14 protein-coding genes and 1 pseudogene are annotated in these 16,118 nt (G+C 65.9%); 7 read left to right on the top strand and 8 right to left on the bottom strand.

Going from position 1 to position 16,118, the window contains the following annotated elements:
• Positions 1–37: 37 nt before the first annotated feature.
• Genes A4F85_RS22460 through A4F85_RS22450 form a run of 3 tightly spaced genes read right to left on the bottom strand, consistent with a single transcriptional unit; the run spans position 38 to position 3,178 of the window.
• Positions 38–1,420 (bottom strand): tripartite tricarboxylate transporter permease, encoded by a 1,383-nt coding sequence (locus A4F85_RS22460; protein ID WP_017405458.1) that lies wholly within the window; start codon positions 1,418–1,420, stop codon positions 38–40.
• Between the two features lies 1 nt (position 1,421).
• On the bottom strand, positions 1,422–1,847 hold the full coding sequence (locus A4F85_RS22455; protein WP_047219376.1) for a hypothetical protein: 426 nt from the start codon (positions 1,845–1,847) through the stop codon (positions 1,422–1,424).
• Positions 1,848–1,888: 41 nt separating this feature from the next.
• Entirely contained in the window at positions 1,889–3,178 is a 1,290-nt protein-coding gene (locus tag A4F85_RS22450; protein ID WP_063328058.1) for a hydroxymethylglutaryl-CoA reductase, degradative, read from the bottom strand.
• Between the two features lie 118 nt (positions 3,179–3,296).
• On the opposite strand from A4F85_RS22450, the gene A4F85_RS22445 reads away from it, so the two are divergent.
• A complete protein-coding gene (locus tag A4F85_RS22445) occupies positions 3,297–4,703 on the top strand; it encodes an aminotransferase-like domain-containing protein (RefSeq protein WP_063327741.1) in 1,407 nt (468 codons plus the stop codon).
• Here the strand turns inward: A4F85_RS22445 and A4F85_RS22440 are convergent.
• On the bottom strand, positions 4,691–5,665 hold the full coding sequence (locus A4F85_RS22440; protein ID WP_231890596.1) for a LysR family transcriptional regulator: 975 nt from the start codon (positions 5,663–5,665) through the stop codon (positions 4,691–4,693). The two genes, A4F85_RS22445 and A4F85_RS22440, sit on opposite strands and share 13 nt — an antisense overlap.
• Before the next feature lie 250 nt (positions 5,666–5,915).
• On the opposite strand from A4F85_RS22440, the gene A4F85_RS22435 reads away from it, so the two are divergent.
• The 4 genes from A4F85_RS22435 to aldA are packed head-to-tail and all read left to right on the top strand — an operon-like array spanning position 5,916 to position 10,699.
• A complete protein-coding gene (locus tag A4F85_RS22435) occupies positions 5,916–7,211 on the top strand; it encodes an MFS transporter (protein ID WP_034397784.1) in 1,296 nt (431 codons plus the stop codon).
• Between the two features lie 29 nt (positions 7,212–7,240).
• On the top strand, positions 7,241–8,428 hold the full coding sequence (gene rhmD, locus A4F85_RS22430; protein WP_016452099.1) for an L-rhamnonate dehydratase: 1,188 nt from the start codon (positions 7,241–7,243) through the stop codon (positions 8,426–8,428).
• An 11-nt stretch (positions 8,429–8,439) separates the two neighbouring features.
• Positions 8,440–9,249 (top strand): HpcH/HpaI aldolase family protein, encoded by an 810-nt coding sequence (locus tag A4F85_RS22425; protein WP_063327739.1) that lies wholly within the window; start codon positions 8,440–8,442, stop codon positions 9,247–9,249.
• A 16-nt stretch (positions 9,250–9,265) separates the two neighbouring features.
• Positions 9,266–10,699: an aldehyde dehydrogenase gene (gene aldA, locus A4F85_RS22420; protein WP_063327738.1), complete on the top strand. Its 1,434-nt coding sequence runs from the start codon at positions 9,266–9,268 to the stop codon at positions 10,697–10,699.
• Between the two features lie 21 nt (positions 10,700–10,720).
• Here aldA and A4F85_RS22415 read toward each other — a convergent pair whose 3' ends face one another.
• Positions 10,721–11,236, bottom strand: coding sequence for a MarR family winged helix-turn-helix transcriptional regulator (locus A4F85_RS22415; protein WP_063327737.1), 516 nt, complete (start codon positions 11,234–11,236; stop codon positions 10,721–10,723).
• A gap of 102 nt (positions 11,237–11,338) precedes the next feature.
• Between A4F85_RS22415 and A4F85_RS22410 the strand changes: the two genes are divergently transcribed.
• On the top strand, positions 11,339–12,316 hold the full coding sequence (locus tag A4F85_RS22410; RefSeq protein WP_013800171.1) for a tripartite tricarboxylate transporter substrate binding protein: 978 nt from the start codon (positions 11,339–11,341) through the stop codon (positions 12,314–12,316).
• Positions 12,317–12,401: 85 nt separating this feature from the next.
• Positions 12,402–13,730: a sulfatase family protein gene (locus A4F85_RS22405; protein WP_063327736.1), complete on the top strand. Its 1,329-nt coding sequence runs from the start codon at positions 12,402–12,404 to the stop codon at positions 13,728–13,730.
• Positions 13,731–13,798: 68 nt separating this feature from the next.
• On the opposite strand, the gene A4F85_RS22400 is transcribed toward A4F85_RS22405, so the two are convergent.
• The 3 genes and pseudogenes from A4F85_RS22400 to A4F85_RS29840 all read right to left on the bottom strand — a co-directional run.
• Positions 13,799–14,662: a DUF4034 domain-containing protein gene (locus A4F85_RS22400; protein WP_063327735.1), complete on the bottom strand. Its 864-nt coding sequence runs from the start codon at positions 14,660–14,662 to the stop codon at positions 13,799–13,801.
• A gap of 675 nt (positions 14,663–15,337) precedes the next feature.
• Positions 15,338–15,559 (bottom strand): hypothetical protein, encoded by a 222-nt coding sequence (locus A4F85_RS30725; RefSeq protein ID WP_156517042.1) that lies wholly within the window; start codon positions 15,557–15,559, stop codon positions 15,338–15,340.
• A 191-nt stretch (positions 15,560–15,750) separates the two neighbouring features.
• A pseudogene (locus A4F85_RS29840) lies at positions 15,751–15,996 on the bottom strand (RHS repeat-associated core domain-containing protein); the annotation flags it as partial.
• Between the last annotated feature and the right edge of the window lie 122 nt (positions 15,997–16,118).

The raw sequence follows: 16,118 nt of genomic DNA, 5'->3' as shown, positions 1-16,118 counted from the left end.
CAAATCTCAGAATGTTCTGACCCTTGCGGCGCAAAAATCAGAACAGCTTCACCAGCGCCGGAACGCTCAGCACGGCCGTGTAGTAGCCCATGAACTGCACGCCGGTGTTGAAGCCGAAGCCGCGTGACAGCAGGCCGCCGAGCAGGCCCATGGTCAGGATCACGAGCAGGCCCAGCAACTGGCCTTCCCAGACGCTGATGACGATGATCAGGCCCACGAAGGTGGCGATGATGGCCTCGTGGCTGACCCGGCGCGAGACGAACAGCGCCGCGCTGCGCGCGAAGTTCATGGCGAAGGGGTAGGACACGAGGGCCGCCAGCACCACGGCCAGCATGCCGTAGCCCAGGAACTCCCAGTGGCTGAGCAGGTTGTGCAGGTTGTTCACCTGGCCCGTGGCGGCATCGACGGTGAAGCGCGGCGGCGCGTTGAACAGCGGCGCGGCGGGGCCGGCGGCCACGGGGCTCAGCGGCAGGCCGAAGGCGATCAGCGGGATCAGCGCCTCGGCGATGTAGGTGGCCTCGGTCACGCCGTTGCGCGCGCTCAGCACCGTGGTCAGGCGGTGGTAGGCATGCTTGATGCGCGAGCCCACCAGCTCGCCCAGCACCACGGTCATGGCCACGGGGCTGAAGACGAAGGTGGCGCTGGAGATGGTGGCCGTGGCCAGGGTCCAGCGCGTCTGCACGCGGTCCAGCACCTTGAGCGGGTTGGGGAAGTAGCCCGACCAGCCCTTCACGTCGGGCGCCAGGTTGAACTGGCGCACCTTGTCGCGCAGCATGCGCTGGCGGCCGGCCGGCGAGATCACGGTGAACAGGTCGGCGATCAGCGGCCCGATGGCAATGCCCAGGAAGTAGCTGATGCTGAGCTTGACCTCGTATTTGGCGGTGAGGCTTTGCAGCGCAATGATGACGACCACGAACGGAATCAGCAGCATGACCGAGGCCCAGCGCCCCGCCGAGAAGTAGGCGATGAGGAGGGCGGCGGCCAGGAAGATCCAGGGCGCCGTCTTGGTGATCATGCTGCCGAAGGGCGCCAGCATCACGGCGAACAGCACGGCCAGCGGCACGGCGACAAAGGCCGCGACGATGCCGCCCGAGACCATCTTGCGCAGCGCGATATGGGGCACGCCCAGCTTGCGCAGCATGTTGGCGTCCTGCAGCAGCGGCGTGGCCAGCGTGTCGCCGGGAATGCCCAGCAGCGCCGTGGGCACGGCATGCGTCATGTGCTTGGCCACGGCGCCGGCCAGGAAGAAGGTGAACACGCCGGCGGGCGGCACGCCCAGCAGCACCACCAGCAGGGTGAGCGGGGCCAGCGTGGTGGTCTCGTCCGTGCCGGAGACCAGGCCGATGGCGGCGAACACCACGGCGCCTATCAGTCCCATGGCGGCCGCGACGGCGATGTCATTGGTCAGCAGGGTTTCCATCTCATGCCCTCCCGGCCTTGTCGGCGAACAGCTCGTAGAGCTTGAGCTCCTTGAGTTCCTGCACCACGGCGGGCGGCAGGTCCTGCACCGTGCCCAGGCCTCCGGGCTGGCGCGCCAGCTCCTCGAGCACTTCGCGGCGCCATTCGGGGTCGTTCGAGGTGTCCAGCTCGGTCACTTCCCGCTTGGGCGGAAAGGCGCGTGCGCAGATCACGCCGGCGATCACGCAGCCTGCCAGGCCCGCGAGCATGGCGTAGGCGTGGGCCAGCTGGCGCGACTCGACCACCGTGGACAGCCAGCGGCTGGCCAGGTAGAAGCCCAGCACGCTGATGCCGGTGCCGATGGCAATCGCCCAGGCCAGGTGGCGCAGGTCCACGGTGTCGCCCCAGACCTCGGCCAGCCGCCAGTCGGCGGGATCCTTGCTTGTCATGTGTGTCTCCTTGGGTTTTTGTTTGTGTGGCCGCGCGCTGGTCAGGCCCTGGCGCGCAGCGCGGCCAGCACTTCCAGTGCGCGGTCGGTGCGCACGTCGTGCTCGGCGGCCAGCTGGCGCGCCACGGCATCGACCTCGTCGCCCGTGGCGCCGGCCAACAGGGCGATGTTGCGGGCGTGCAAAGCCATGTGGCCGCGCTGAATGCCTTCGGTGGCCAGGGCGCGCAGGGCGCCCAGGTTCTGCGCCAGGCCCACGGCGGCGGCGATCTCGCCCAGCTGCTGGGCGGACTGCAGGTCCATGATCTTCAGCGCCAGGCGTGCCAGCGGATGGGTCTTGGTGGCGCCGCCGACAAGGCCGACCGGCATGGGCAGCTCGATGCTGCCGACCAGGGCGCCGCTGCTGTCCTTTTCCCAGCGCGTCAGCGAGGTGTAGCTGCCGCTGCGGCTGGCATAGGCATGGGCGCCGGCCTCGACCGCGCGCCAGTCGTTGCCCGTGGCCACGATGACGGGGTCGATGCCGTTCATGATTCCCTTGTTGTGCGTGGCCGCGCGGTAGGGGTCGATGGCCGCGAAGGTATAGGCGTCCAGCACGCCTTCGATGATCTCCTCGCCGCTGCGCTCCTGCGTGGCCAGGGTCTGCGGCGTGAGCCGCACGCGGGCGCGGGCCAGCCGCAGGTCGGCCAGGTTGGACAGGATGCGCAGCCGCACGCTGCCGCCCGTGATCTGCTCGACCAGGGGCGCCACCGATTCGGCCATGGTGTTGACGGTGTTGGCGCCCATGGCGTCGCGCACGTCCACGATCAGGTGGACCACCAGCATGGGGCCGCGCGGCGTGTCGGGGAAGACGTGGACCTCGATGTCCTTGCAGCCGCCGCCCAGGCCGATCAGCACCTTGTCGCGGCTGTTGGCGCGCTCGATGATCTGCGCACGCGCCTGCAGCACGGCCAGGCGCGCGCCGTGCGGATCGGTCACGCCCAGCACCTGGACCTGGGCGCGCATCAGCGGCAGCGTGCTGGAGGTCTGAAAGCCCCCGTCCTCGCGCGCCAGCTTGGCCATGTACGAGGCGGCGGCCACCACCGAGGGCTCCTCCACCGCCATAGGCACCAGCACGTCGCGGCCGTTGACGCGGAAGTTGCCCGCCACGCCCAGCGGCAGCTCGAAGCTGCCGAACACGTTCTCGATCATGCCGTCGGCCAGCGCCAGGGGCAGGGCGCCGGGGGCGGCGAGCAGGGCGCGCTCGGCATCGGACAGGCCGCAGGCATCGGCCAGGAAATCCCGGCGCTGGGCCGGTGTGAGGGCACGGAAATTGGGCAGGCGCGAATCGGCAACCATGGAAGACATCTCCTCGAATCAAAACTCTGGTCGCCGGACTGTAGGAAAACTGTACCGCTTTCAAAAGGTACAGTTTCGGGGAACAGTACCATCGCACTGCAACATGAACGGAGGGCGCATGGCAGACACCAGAGGGCGCTCGGCCCCCATTGCCGAGAAGCTGGCGGACCTGATCGGCCAGCAGATCGCCGACGGCGTGTACCGCCCTGGCGACAAGCTGCCCTCGCTGCGCGAGCTGGCGCAGCTGCATCGCTATGCCAAGAACACCGTGGTCTCGGCCTTCGACCTGCTGGTCTCGCGCGGCATCGTGGAGCCGCGCCGGGGCTCGGGCTTCTACGTGCTGGGCTCGGGCCGCGGTGCCCAGCGCACCGACGAGGACGCGGGCCAGCTGGGCCGCGCCATGGACATCGTCTGGCTGATGCGCGAGCAGCTCAAGACCCAGCCCGACTGCGTGGGCGTGGGCGACGGCTTTCCGCCCGTGGAATGGCTGGCCGACATGCGGCTGGACCGCTACCACCAGAAGGTGGTGCGCACGGGGCTGGGATCGCTGTTCCGCTACGGCAGCCGCTACGGCTATGCGCCGCTGCGCGACAGCCTGGTGCGCAAGCTGGGTGACTTCGGCCTGCAGGCCACGCCGGGCCAGCTGGTGCTGACCCATGGCGCCAACGAGGCCATGGACCTGGTCATCCGCTACTTCGTGCCGCCGGGGGCCACCGTGCTCGTGGACGAGCCCGGCTACTACCCGCTGTTCGGCAAGCTCAGGCTGGCCGGCGCCCATGTGGTCGGCGTGCCGCGCCTGGCCGACGGGCCCGACGTGGCCGCGCTCGAATCACTGCTGGCGCAGCACCGGCCGCGCCTGTTCTTCACGCAGTCGCTGGCCCACAATCCCACGGGCTCGGACATCTCGGCCGCCAAGGCCTACAAGGTGCTGCAGCTGGCCGAGCGCCACAACCTGCTCATCGTCGAGGACGATCCGCTGGCCGACTTCAAGCCCACCTCGGCCGTGCGCCTGTCCACGCTGGACCAACTGGAGCGCACCATCTACATCGGCAGCTTCTCCAAATCCTTCTCGGCCGCGCTGCGCGTAGGCTTCATCGCCTGCAACGACGCGCTGGCCAGCGACCTGGCCGACCTCAAGGCGCTGATCCACGTCAGCGGCTCCGAGTACTGCGAGCGCATGGTGGACGTGATGCTGCGCGAGGGCCACTACGAGCGCCACCTGGTGCGCCTGCGCCACAAGCTGGGCCAGGCCACGGCCCAGGCGCTGGGCTGGCTCGATGCCCACTGCTGCGAAGTCTTTGCGCGCAGCCCGCAAAGCCTGTACCTGTGGGTGGCCTTCCCCGGTGTGCAGGACTCGCTGCGGCTGGCCGAGCAACTGGTGCCGCGCAAGCTCAGCATGGCGCCGGGCCGTGTTTTCCACGTCGATCCCTCGGCCGTCTCGCGCTGGTCGCGGTGCAACGTCAGCGCCATGCTCGACCCGAGGTTCCAGGCCGCGATGGGGCAGGTGCTGGCTCAACCCGCCTGAGCCAGCCCCCGGGCCTGCGCGCGCAGCAGCGCGATGAAGCGCTGCTGCTCCTGCGTGGGCGCGTCGTCGGTGCGGGTGAGGATGCCGAAGGGCGCCATGGGCACGTCGATGCAGACCGGCAGCGCCCTGACCAGGCCCATGCGCAGATAGTCCTTGAGCGCGGATTCGGACAGCAGCATCACGGCGTCGGTCAGCTGCACCAGTTGCTGCATGGAGTACACCGAGCTGCATTCGATGATGTCGGCGGGCGCGGGCAGCTCCAGGCGCTGCAGCAGCTGGTCGAGCGCGATGCGCGCGGGGCTGGAGGCCGGCTGCAGTATCCAGGGCCAGTCGCCGACAAGCTCTTGCCAGCCCAGCTTGCGCCGGCGTGTCAGCGGATGGCCGCTGCGCACGACGACCAGCAGCCGCTCGTTGCCCAGTTCCTCGAAGCTGTAGCTGCTGCTGTGGGCTGCAGGGCTGCGCCGCGCAATGGCCATGTCGATGCGCCGCTGGTCCAGCAGACGCAGCACCTGGTCGCTGGTGTCGCCCATGATGCGCAGGCGCAGCTGCGGGCTTTGTGCCTTCATGCGGGCCACGGCCGTCATCACCAGGTCGGGTGCGGCGCCCATGATGGTGCCGATGGACAGGTAGCCGTAGCCGCCCTGGCGGCGCGCGGCCAGGTCCTCGGCGCAGCGGTCCAGGCTGTTGAGCGAGGCCTCGGCAAAGCGCACCAGCTGCGCGCCCAGCGCCGTGGGCCGCATGCCGCGCGGCAGGCGCTCGAAGAGCTGGCAGCCGAACATGTCCTCGATCTCGCGCAGCATGCGCGTGGCCGCAGGCTGGGACATGGCCAGGCTCAGCGATGCGCGGTGCAGGTTCAGGCTCGATCCCAGCGCCACCAGCATGTGCAGGTGCTTGTAGCGCAGACGGTTGAGCAGGCTGCGGTGCAGCACGGGCGGGGCGGATTCGGGCGTGTTCGCAGGCATAAGCACAAGGTATCGGATGTGACCGAAATTCGATTTGTTGAGCATCGATCATGCGCCGTACATTGGCCCTGCGACAAGAAAAAACAGACCCAATCCAGGAGACAAGACATGCACAGCCCATCGCCTGTTTCATGACGCGCTGATGCGACCGGCACCCAAGCCGCAGCCGCCTCTCGCCTTCCGAAAAAGCACGCCTTCCGCGCCCCCATTTTTGTGGGCGTGATGGCTCTCCATCGCCTTCAGGACCGTCATGAAAAAACTCCCCGCTCCCCTGCTCGCCAGGATCTCCTGGCGCCTGCTGCCCTTTCTTCTGCTCATGTACATCATGGCCTTCCTGGACCGGGCCAACGTGGGCTTTGCCAAGGTGGCCTTCCAGGCCGATACCGGCATCAGCGATGCGGCCTTCGCCTTTGGCGCGGGCGTGTTCTTCGCAGGCTATGCGCTGCTGGAAGTGCCCAGCAACCTGATCATGCACCGCGTGGGCGCACGCATGTGGATGTGCCGGATCATGGTCACCTGGGGCCTGGTGTCGGCGGCCATGATGTTTGCCCACGACCAGACCACGTTCTACGTGCTGCGCTTTTTGCTGGGCGTGGCCGAGGCGGGGTTCTTCCCCGGCGTCATCCTGTACCTGACCTACTGGTTCCCGGCAGCGCACCGCGCGCAGGCCATGGGCTTTTTCTACTTCGGCGCGCCGCTGGCCTTCATCTTCGGCAGCCCGCTGTCGGGCCTGCTGCTGGAGCTGGACGGCATGGGCGGCTGGCACGGCTGGCAGTGGCTGTTCGCGGTGGAGGGGCTGATGGCCGTGGCCGTGGGCATCTGGGCGTATTTCCACCTGGACAACCGCCCCGCCGACGCCACCTGGCTCAGCCGCGAGGACAAGGCGCTGCTGCAGGACATCCTCGACAGCGAAGAGCGCGCCAAGGGCGGCCACGGCCACAGCCTGCTGGCCGCGCTGTGCCAGCCGCGCGTGCTCTACCTGGCGCTGATCTACCTGCTGATCCAGGCCAGCGTCTATGGCGTGGTGTTCTACCTGCCCAGCCAGGTGGCAGGCCTGCTGGGCACCAAGGTGGGCCTGCTGGTGGGCGTGGTCTCGGCCATTCCCTGGCTGTGCGCGCTGCTGGCCGCCTGGTGGATTCCGGGCCATGCCGAGCGAACAGGCCAGCCGCGCGGCATCGCCAGCCTGACGCTGGTGATGGCAGCCGTGGGCATGGCTGCATCGGTGAGTTTCTCCAGCCCCCTGCTGGGTGTGGCCGCGCTGTGCCTGGCGGCGGCCGGTTTCATCGCCGTGCAGCCCGTGTTCTGGACCTTTCCTGCCAACACGCTGGCCGGCGCTGCGGCCGCTGGCGGCATCGCCTTCATCAACTCCCTCGGCGCCGTGGGCGGCTTCATCGCCCCCATCGTCAAGAACTGGGCCGAGGGCTTTTTCCACTCCCCGGCGGCGGGCCTGTACCTGCTGGCCGGCACCACGCTGCTGGCTGCGGCCCTGGTGCTGGGCGTGCGCGCACGCCTGGCGCCGGCCCTGGCCGCACCGTCCGCCGCCTGAACCCCTTGCACACGGAGCAGAACCATCCCATGACACAGATCCCCACCATCAAGCAGGTGCGCGCCTTCACGCTCAAGGGCGGCGGTGCCGACTACCACGACCAGTCCGACGGCCACTGGATCGACGACCACATCGCCACGCCCATGGCCAAGTACCCCGAGTACCGGCAAAGCCGCCGCAGCTTCGGCATCAACGTGCTGGGCACGCTGGTGGTGGAGATCGAGGACAGCGCCGGACGCGTGGGCTTTGCCGTGACCACGGGCGGCGAGCCTGCGGCCTACATCGTCGAAAAGCACCTGGCGCGTTTCCTCGAAGGCGCCCGGGTCACCGACATCGAGCGCATCTGGGACCAGATGTACCTGTCCACGCTGTACTACGGCCGCAAGGGCATCGTCATCAACACCATCTCGGGCGTGGACCTGGCGCTGTGGGACCTGCTGGGCAAGGTGCGCGGCGAGCCCGTGCACCAGCTGCTGGGCGGCGCCGTGCGCGACGAGCTGCAGTTCTACGCCACGGGCGCGCGGCCCGACCTGGCGCAGAAGATGGGCTTCATCGGCGGCAAGATGCCGCTGCACCACGGCCCGGCCGAGGGCGAGGAAGGGCTGCGCCGCAACCTGCAGGAGCTGGCCACCATGCGCGAGCGCGTGGGCCCGGACTTCTGGCTCATGCTGGACTGCTGGATGAGTCTGGACGTGAACTACGCCACGCGCCTGGCCCAGGGTGCGCAGGCCCATGGCCTCAAGTGGATCGAGGAGGCCCTGCCGCCCGACGACTACTGGGGCTACGCGGCCCTGCGCAAGAACGTGCCCACCGGCATGCTGGTGACCACGGGCGAGCACGAGGCCACGCGCTGGGGCTTTCGCCAGCTGCTGGAGATGGGCTGCTGCGACATCATCCAGCCCGACGTGGGCTGGTGCGGCGGCATCACCGAGCTGCTCAAGATCTCGGCCCTGGCCGATGCCCACCAGGCCCTGGTCATCCCGCATGGCTCCAGCGTCTACAGCTACCACTTCGTGGCCACGCGCCACAACAGCCCGTTTGCCGAGTTCCTGATGATGGCCCCCAAGGCCGACGAGGTCGTGCCCATGTTCCATCCGCAACTGCTGGGCGAGCCCGTGCCCGTCAACGGCCGCATGCGCCTGTCGGCGCTGGACAGGCCTGGCTTCGGCGTGGAGCTCAATCCCGAGTGCGCCTTGCACCGCCCGTACACGCACTGAAGGAGCCCGCCATGCAACTGCCTGCCAACCCCTTCAAGGCCGCGCTGCGGAGCGCCGAGCCGCTGTACGGCATCTGGGCCGGCTTTGCCACGCCCTACGCGGCCGAGATCATCGCCACCACGGGCTACGACTGGATGCTGGTCGATGGCGAGCATGCCCCCAACACCGTGCCCACGCTGCTGGGCCAGCTGCAGGCCGTGGCGCCCTACGCCACGCACCCGGTGGTGCGTGCCGTGCAGGGCGACACCGTGCTCATCAAGCAACTGCTGGACGTGGGCGTGCAGACGCTGATGGTGCCCATGGTGGAGACGGCCGAACAGGCGCGCGAACTGGTGCGCGCCATGCGCTACCCGCCCCACGGCGTGCGCGGCGTGGGCGGCGGCCTGACGCGGGCCACGCGCTGGGATGCCGTGCCCGACTACATCCGCACGGCGCATGAACAGCTGTGCCTGATTGTGCAGATCGAGTCGCCCCGGGGCGTGACCAACGCGGCCGAGATTGCGGCCGTCGATGGCGTGGACGCCGTCTTCATCGGCCCCGCCGACCTGTCCACGGGCATGGGCCATGCGGGCGACGCCAGCCAGGGCGAGGTGCAGGAGGCCATACGCCGCACCGTCGAGGCCACGCTGGCTGCCGGCAAGGCCTGCGGCATCCTCGCGCCGCGCGAGGAAGATGCGCGCCGCTATGCGGACTGGGGCTGCCGCTTCATCGCCGTGGGCATAGACATCAGCCTGCTGCGCCAGGCCGCGCTGGCCAATCTGGGGCGCTATCGCGCCACGCAAGCCACGGACCAGGCGGCCCCTGCATCCCGCACCTACTGAACCCAAGGAGAACTCCATGGCATCCCCTACCGTGCTGCGCAATTTCATCGCCGGCAGCTTCACCGACAGCGCCGAACTGCATGAGGTGACCAACCCCGCCACGGGCGCGGTGCTGGCGCGCTCGCCCCTGTCCAGCCAGGCCGATGTGGACCGCGCCATCGCCGCTGCGCGTGGCGCCCACAAGGCCTGGGCACGCCGCCCTGCCGTGGAGCGCGCACAGTACCTGCGCCGCGTTGCGGCCCGCATCCGCGACAACGCCGCGCGCATTGCGCGCACCATCACCGAGGAGCAGGGCAAGGTCCTGGGCCTGGCTGAGGTGGAGGTGAACTTCACCGCCGACTATCTGGACTACATGGCCGAATGGGCGCGCCGCATCGAGGGCGAAGTCATCACCAGCGACCGGGCCAACGAGCAGATCTTTTTGCTGCGCAAGCCGTTGGGCGTGGTCGCGGGCATCCTGCCCTGGAACTTTCCCTTCTTCCTGATCGCCCGCAAGATGGCGCCGGCCCTGCTCACGGGCAACACCATCGTCATCAAGCCCAGCGAGGAAACGCCCATCAACTGCCACGCCTTCACCGAGCTGCTGGCCCAGTGCGAGCTGCCGGCCGGCGTGTTCAACGTGGTCTATGGCCAGGGCGGCACGGGCGCTGCGCTGGCCGGGCATGCGGGCGTGGACATGGTCAGCTTCACGGGAAGCGTGGCCACGGGCGAGCGCATCGCCGCTGCCGCCGCGCCCCACATCACCAAGCTCAACCTGGAGCTGGGCGGCAAGGCCCCGGCCATCGTGCTGGCCGATGCCGACCTGGACCTGGCCGTGCGCGCCATCCGCGACTCGCGCATCATCAACACTGGCCAGGTCTGCAACTGCGCCGAACGCGTCTACGTGCAGCGCCAGGTGGCCGACGAGTTCACGGCCCGCATCGCCCAGGCCATGGCCGCCACGCGCTACGGTGACCCGATTGCGCGGCCCGACGTGGAAATGGGCCCGCTGATCAACCAAAAGGGCCTGGACAGCGTGCAGGCCAAGGTGCGCCAGGCCATCGCCGACGGCGCGCAACTGGTCACGGGCGGGCAGGCCGCAGACCTGGGCGCGGGCTTTCACTTCCAGCCCACGGTGCTGGCCGGCTGCCATGCCGGCATGGAGATCATGCGCAAGGAAATCTTCGGCCCCGTACTGCCCATCCAGGTGGTGGATGACCTGGACGAGGCCATCGCCCTGGCCAACGACTGCGAATACGGGCTGACCTCGTCGCTGTACACGCGCGACCTGTCCAAGGCCATGCAGGCCATGCGCGAGATCGACTTCGGCGAGACCTACATCAACCGCGAGAACTTCGAGGCCATGCAGGGCTTCCATGCGGGCGTGCGCAAGTCGGGTGTGGGCGGGGCCGACGGCAAGCACGGCCTGTACGAGTACACGCACACGCATGTGGTGTATCTGCAGGGGTGATTGACCTCCTGGACCTTGGCTTCAGGGCGCTGCCGGTTTCTTGCGATTGCGCGGCGCCTTGGGCGGCGGGCTGCTGGCCTCCAGCTCCCGCGCCCGCGTACGGATGCGGGCAAAGGCGCTGGCCATGGCCTGCAGCTCGGGCTCGGGCACGGCGTCCATGAGCTCGCGGTTGATGGCCTGCACCTGCGGGAACAGCTCGGCATGCAGGGCGCGGCCCGTGTCGCTCAGGCGCAGCAGTGCGCGGCGCGCATCGCCCACCTGGCTCTCTTTCCACACCAGGCCCTTGGCCAGCAGCGCCGTGACCGCGCGCGAGGTGCGCGTGCGGTCCAGCTGCGCCTGCTCGGCCAGCTGCGAGGGCTGCAGCTGCCCGGCCTCGGCCAGCAGGCAGAGCATGCGCCACTCGCGCCGCGTGATGCCGTAGCGGCCCTCGCACAGGCGCACCACACGGCTGCCGGCCGCCGCCTGCAGCCGCGCCAAGTGGTAGAGGAACATGTCGTCGAGCACGGCGGGGTGGCGCCAGCGGTGGAGGTCGGTCATGGGCTCGCGGGCCGGTTTCGGGTTTACGCTAGGGATGATGGATTAGATGCATTGTCTGCGGCCTGCGTACATTGGCCGCAAGACAACGACAAGGAGACAAGTATGCCCAGCCCCCTCGCAGCCCTGGCGCGTGCCGCCGTGGCCCTGACCGCCGCCGTGCTGTGCGCGGCGCCCGCCCTGGCCCAGGAATGGCCCAAGGCCAGGCCCATACGCATCGTCGTGCCCAATCCGCCGGCCGGCCCGTCCGACATCTCGCTGCGCCCCGTGGCCGCCGCCATGCAGGCCGCGCTGGGCCAGGCCGTGGTGGTGGACAACAAGCCCGGCGCCAACGGCAACATCGGCGCGGCCGAGGTCGCACGCTCCGCGCCCGATGGCTACACCTGGCTGTGGGCCATGGACCCCGTGCTCACCGTCAACCCCCATGTCTACAAGAACATGGGCTACAAGGCCGATGCGCTGGAAACCCTGGTCGTGGCCGCGCGCTTCTCGCAGACCCTGGTCTGCGGCCCGGGCACGGGCTTCAAGTCCGTCAAGGACATGGTGGCCGCCAGCAAGACGCGCGAGCTGACCTATGCCTCGGGCGGCGCGGGCTCGCCGGGCCACCTGGTCATGGAATCGCTGCTGGCCACCTCGGGCGCCAAGATGGTCCACGTACCCTACAAGGGACCGGCGCCGGCCATGCAGGACCTGCTGGGCGGCCAGGTGGACTGCGGCTTTCTGGCCGGCCCCACGGTCTTCCCCCAGGTCCAGAGCGGCAAGCTGATCGCCCTGGCCACCTCGGGCAAGACGCGCTCGGCGCTGGCGCCCGAGCTGCCCACCATTGCCGAGTCGGGCTTCCCCGAGTTCGACGGCACCTTCTGGATCCTGCTGGCCGCGCCCAAGGGCGTGCCGCCCGCTGTGCAAAAGCGCTTTGTCGATGCCATGAACGAGGCCATCCGCGCGCCCGAGCAAAAGGAACGCGCCAAGGCCCTGGACATCGAGATGGTCGGCTCCACCGTGGCCGAGGCCCAGGCGCGCGCCAAGGGCCAGTCCGCGCAGTGGGCCGCTCTGGTCAAGCGCATCCACCTGACCAACGACTGAAGCCGCCACTAGGGCCTGTGGCCCTGAGGCACCGCCGTTTTGGCGATACTCCCTTTCCCAACGCATCCACTGTCTCCTGGCTCCCATGGCAACCCAGCGCCCCAATCTGATCTTCATCCTGGCCGATGACCTCGGCTATGCCGACCTCGGCTGCACGGGCGCGCGCGATGCGCACAGCCGCGCCACCGATGTCTCGCCCCGCCTGGACGCCATGGCCGCGCAGGGCATGCGCTTCACGCGTGGCTATTCCAACTCGGCCGTGTGCTCGCCCACGCGCTTTGCGCTGGCCACGGGCCGCTGGCAGTACCGCCTGCGCGGCGCGGCCGAGGAGCCGATCGCCAGCGTCCACGGCGACAAGGTGCTGGGCCTGCCGCCCGACCACCCCACCGTGGCCTCGCTGCTGCGCGACGCCGGCTATGCCACCGCCCTGGTCGGCAAATGGCACCTGGGCTACCCGCCGCATTTCGGCCCGCGCATGTCGGGCTACGAGGAGTTCTACGGCTTTCACGCAGGCGGCGCCGACTACTTCGCCCACTGCGACCCGCGCGGCCGCCCCGACTTCTGGATCAACGAGGAGCCGCACGAGGAAGAGGGCTACCTCACCGACCTGCTGAGCCGCCGCGCCGTGGACTTCGTCGAGCGCCAGACGGCCGACAAGCCCTTCTACCTGTCCCTGCACTACAGCGCCCCGCACTGGCCCTGGCTCACGCGCGACGACCTGGAGGAATCGCGGCGCATCGGCGGCTTCGGCAAGCACACCGACGGAGGCACCATCGAGACCTACCAGCGCATGATCCACCACATGGACGAAGGCATTGGCTGGGTGCTGGACGCGCTCGAGAAAAAGGGCATGGCCGAGAACACGCTCATCGTCTTCACCAGCGACAACGGCGGCGAACGCTTCTCCAACAACTGGCCCTTCATCGGCCAGAAGATGGACCTGCTCGAAGGCGGCATCCGCGTGCCCCTGGTGGCGCGCTGGCCCGAGCGCATGCCGGCGGGCATCGTCAGCGATACGCCCAATCTCACCATGGACTGGTCAGCCACCTTCCTGGCCGCCGCCGGCGTGCACGGCCACGCCGACTACCCGCTGGACGGTATCAGCCTGCTGCCCCTCATGGACGATGGCGCCTGGAACCCCGAGCGCGACCTGTGCTGGCGCATGAAGCACCGCGCCCAGCGCGCCCTGGTGCGCGGCGACTGGAAATACCTGCAGATCGAAGGCGTGGAATACCTCTTCAACGTGGCCCAGGACCCGCGCGAACGCGCCAACCTGCGCGACCGCGAGCCCCAGCGCCTGGCTGAACTGCGCCAGGCCTGGCAGCAATGGGATGCTTCACTGCCGCCCATTCCGGAAGAAGCCAAGGTGTCGCTGGTGTTCAGTCGGCAGGATCTGCCTTCGGCGACGTTTTGAGGGTGTGTGTGCCCGCAGGCTGTGGGCGAGAAAAAAAGGCAGGCCTTTGGGCCTGCCTTGTTTCCTGATTACTGGTACGTCCTGACCATGCCCGCCCGTGCGGCCTCCGAGTTGTCGCACATGTCCTTGGCCTGTTTGTAGAGGGCCTGGGCCTTGCTCTTGTCCTTCTCCATGACTTCGTAATGGCTGGCCTTGGCAAGCACCAGGTTGTATTGGAGATAGCTGGCGCTGGCCGATGGCAGCGACTTCACGGCCTGTGACACCATTTGGTCCAGGCCCTCCAAGGACCCGCCCCAGCGCGGGCTCAGGTAATTGAGGGCATTGACGCGGGCCGCCAGGTTCTTGGGATCGGCCTGATCGGCCGCCTGCAGCCACTGCGCCGCAGTACGCCCACCTACCTGGTTTTCCATCGCGGCCAATCCAATCAGCATCGTCTGCGGCAAGGCCGAGCGGGCATCCAGCGCCATGGCCTTTTGCAGATACGGCTGGGCCTTCGCGCTGAGCTGCTTGACACTGTTCCACTGGCTGCCCGTCACACTGGAAGCCGGCGCGTTGCCGCGGGCGCCAAATGCCTTGTTGCCGTAATAGAGGCCCGCATTGAGCTGGGCAAAGAACGACTTGGGCTGCTGTTCCGCCCACATGCGCATCACGTTCTCTTCCTGCAGGCTCAGTTGCTGCAGTCCCAGCAGATCCCGCATGGTCAACAAGTCCCCGCCCGAGGAGGAAAGATTCTTCTTGTGCTTGCGGGCCAGCTCCTTGTCCAGCGCCTCGAACTTGAACTCGCTGAGCAGTGCAGCTCTCTCGGACTCTTCCAGAGTGGCATTGCCATCGGGAATCAGCGGGCACTGCGCGGCGTAGGTGGCAGTGGCTGCGGAGAGAGACAGGGTGGCGAGCAGGATGCGGATCAGGGTTTGGGTGGTTTTTGCGGTCATGTGTCCCTCTTGGAAATGGAATGTGTTATTCAGAATTGCCAGAATAAATTGACAAATATATTTGATTATTTCCAGAAAACTCCTTTCAATAAAAGTTCATCATTAAATAGTAAATGTTGAAATCCATAAAAAATCTTTATAATAACGCTGCAATGAGATTATTTGGGAAATTTATTGAGCATTATTCTGATAATAAATTTTCTCAAAGCAACTGTATGACTGCGATTCATCCGGAGTTTGCATGGTCATCCTGCCATGCGTGGGCATGTTCGAAAAAAGAACATCTTTCCCCTGCTCGCTCCTGGAGTAAAGGGCTTTTTACTCAGTAGCAGATGAATCTGGATATTTTTCAAATCCTCGGAAATTTTTCTTCTAACTGACTTGTCTTTGCTGTTGATGTAAATAATGCCACTGCCTCTTATTTCATCCAACAAAGCCTGAAGTAAAATTGCTTTCCCCTTTTTTTTTGCATATTCATTTCTATGTCCTAGGGGAAATGCAAATTTTTCCAGTAGGCATGCCCTATTTTTATAGGAAAACGTAATTTATTTTGTTCCATCTGCAATATCATTGATCACGAAGTTTATTTATATTCCACGGCTAAAATCTCCAAGTATCAATAATAATAATATACACAATGCTAGAGCTATATATATTATTACTCTAATAATCAATTTATTTTTCACCATTTATAATGCTTTTGTATTTATTTATGGTGGATTGATACATAATATCTGCATTATGGTCAATAATATCTTCGATGCTAGAAAATTTTGGCGAAATTCTGTTCAGTAGCTGACCCGTACTTAATCCAATTCTATCAAAAACACTCTCGTTTAAATGCTGCATTTCATGCGCCATTGTTTGAAGAAAATCATCTAATTTACTATCACACATGGAAACGCCGTCTTCGCCATAAATATCTGCGTTGTATTGAATATTCCCACTAAGATCTGTTCTGCCGGCAAGAACTTGCCCAAGCGTTCCAGATAAACCTACAACGCCAGTAACTGATTTCGGTGTTTTTAGTATTTCGGGAATTGCCCCTTCAGCACGTTAACCGCTGTATCAACTTGCTCCTTTGTGGCGAGTCCGACTGGATCGAAATAATTCAAGGGAGAACCTTCTGAATATCCAGATAAGTTCCATCCACCCATCAAACCAATCGGATCCTGATTGATATAACTCCCCAGCACCGGATCGTAATACCGATGCCGGTTGTAATACAGCCCCGTTTCCCTGTCATGGTGCTGCCCCGGCAGCCGGATCGCCTGGTGGATGCCCTGCGGGTTGTACTCCTGCAGCACATTGCCCCAGGGGTCCAGCTTGGCGGCCTAGGCCACCTGGCCTCTCTGTTTTTGGGGGCGCTTTGTTGGTAGTGGATAGGGATGATCTGCTTGTTATTTGTATTGTGCTTACAGTTAGGATTGCATGCTGCTCGCTAATATAAGTATTG

It is taken from the genome of Delftia sp. GW456-R20 (assembly GCF_001622915.1).
Classification (GTDB): Bacteria; Pseudomonadota; Gammaproteobacteria; order Burkholderiales; family Burkholderiaceae_C; genus Comamonas; species Comamonas acidovorans.
Note: the sequence above shows the minus strand (reverse complement) of the source record. Positions and strands in the feature narration are given on the sequence as shown.

Bases quoted from the DNA above. Each gene is read 5' to 3' on its own strand.
- A4F85_RS22455 (WP_047219376.1), bottom strand. From the start codon at position 1,847: ATGACAAGCAAGGATCCCGCCGACTGGCGGCTGGCCGAGGTCTGGGGC.
- A4F85_RS22445 (WP_063327741.1), top strand. From the start codon at position 3,297: ATGGCAGACACCAGAGGGCGCTCGGCCCCCATTGCCGAGAAGCTGGCG.
- A4F85_RS22460 (WP_017405458.1), bottom strand. From the start codon at position 1,420: ATGGAAACCCTGCTGACCAATGACATCGCCGTCGCGGCCGCCATGGGA.
- rhmD (WP_016452099.1), top strand. From the start codon at position 7,241: ATGACACAGATCCCCACCATCAAGCAGGTGCGCGCCTTCACGCTCAAG.
- A4F85_RS22450 (WP_063328058.1), bottom strand. From the start codon at position 3,178: ATGGTTGCCGATTCGCGCCTGCCCAATTTCCGTGCCCTCACACCGGCC.
- A4F85_RS22415 (WP_063327737.1), bottom strand. From the start codon at position 11,236: ATGACCGACCTCCACCGCTGGCGCCACCCCGCCGTGCTCGACGACATG.
- A4F85_RS30725 (WP_156517042.1), bottom strand. From the start codon at position 15,559: ATGTGTGATAGTAAATTAGATGATTTTCTTCAAACAATGGCGCATGAA.
- A4F85_RS22400 (WP_063327735.1), bottom strand. From the start codon at position 14,662: ATGACCGCAAAAACCACCCAAACCCTGATCCGCATCCTGCTCGCCACC.
- A4F85_RS22435 (WP_034397784.1), top strand. From the start codon at position 5,916: ATGAAAAAACTCCCCGCTCCCCTGCTCGCCAGGATCTCCTGGCGCCTG.
- A4F85_RS22440 (WP_231890596.1), bottom strand. From the start codon at position 5,665: ATGCCTGCGAACACGCCCGAATCCGCCCCGCCCGTGCTGCACCGCAGC.
- A4F85_RS22425 (WP_063327739.1), top strand. From the start codon at position 8,440: ATGCAACTGCCTGCCAACCCCTTCAAGGCCGCGCTGCGGAGCGCCGAG.
- aldA (WP_063327738.1), top strand. From the start codon at position 9,266: ATGGCATCCCCTACCGTGCTGCGCAATTTCATCGCCGGCAGCTTCACC.
- A4F85_RS22405 (WP_063327736.1), top strand. From the start codon at position 12,402: ATGGCAACCCAGCGCCCCAATCTGATCTTCATCCTGGCCGATGACCTC.
- A4F85_RS22410 (WP_013800171.1), top strand. From the start codon at position 11,339: ATGCCCAGCCCCCTCGCAGCCCTGGCGCGTGCCGCCGTGGCCCTGACC.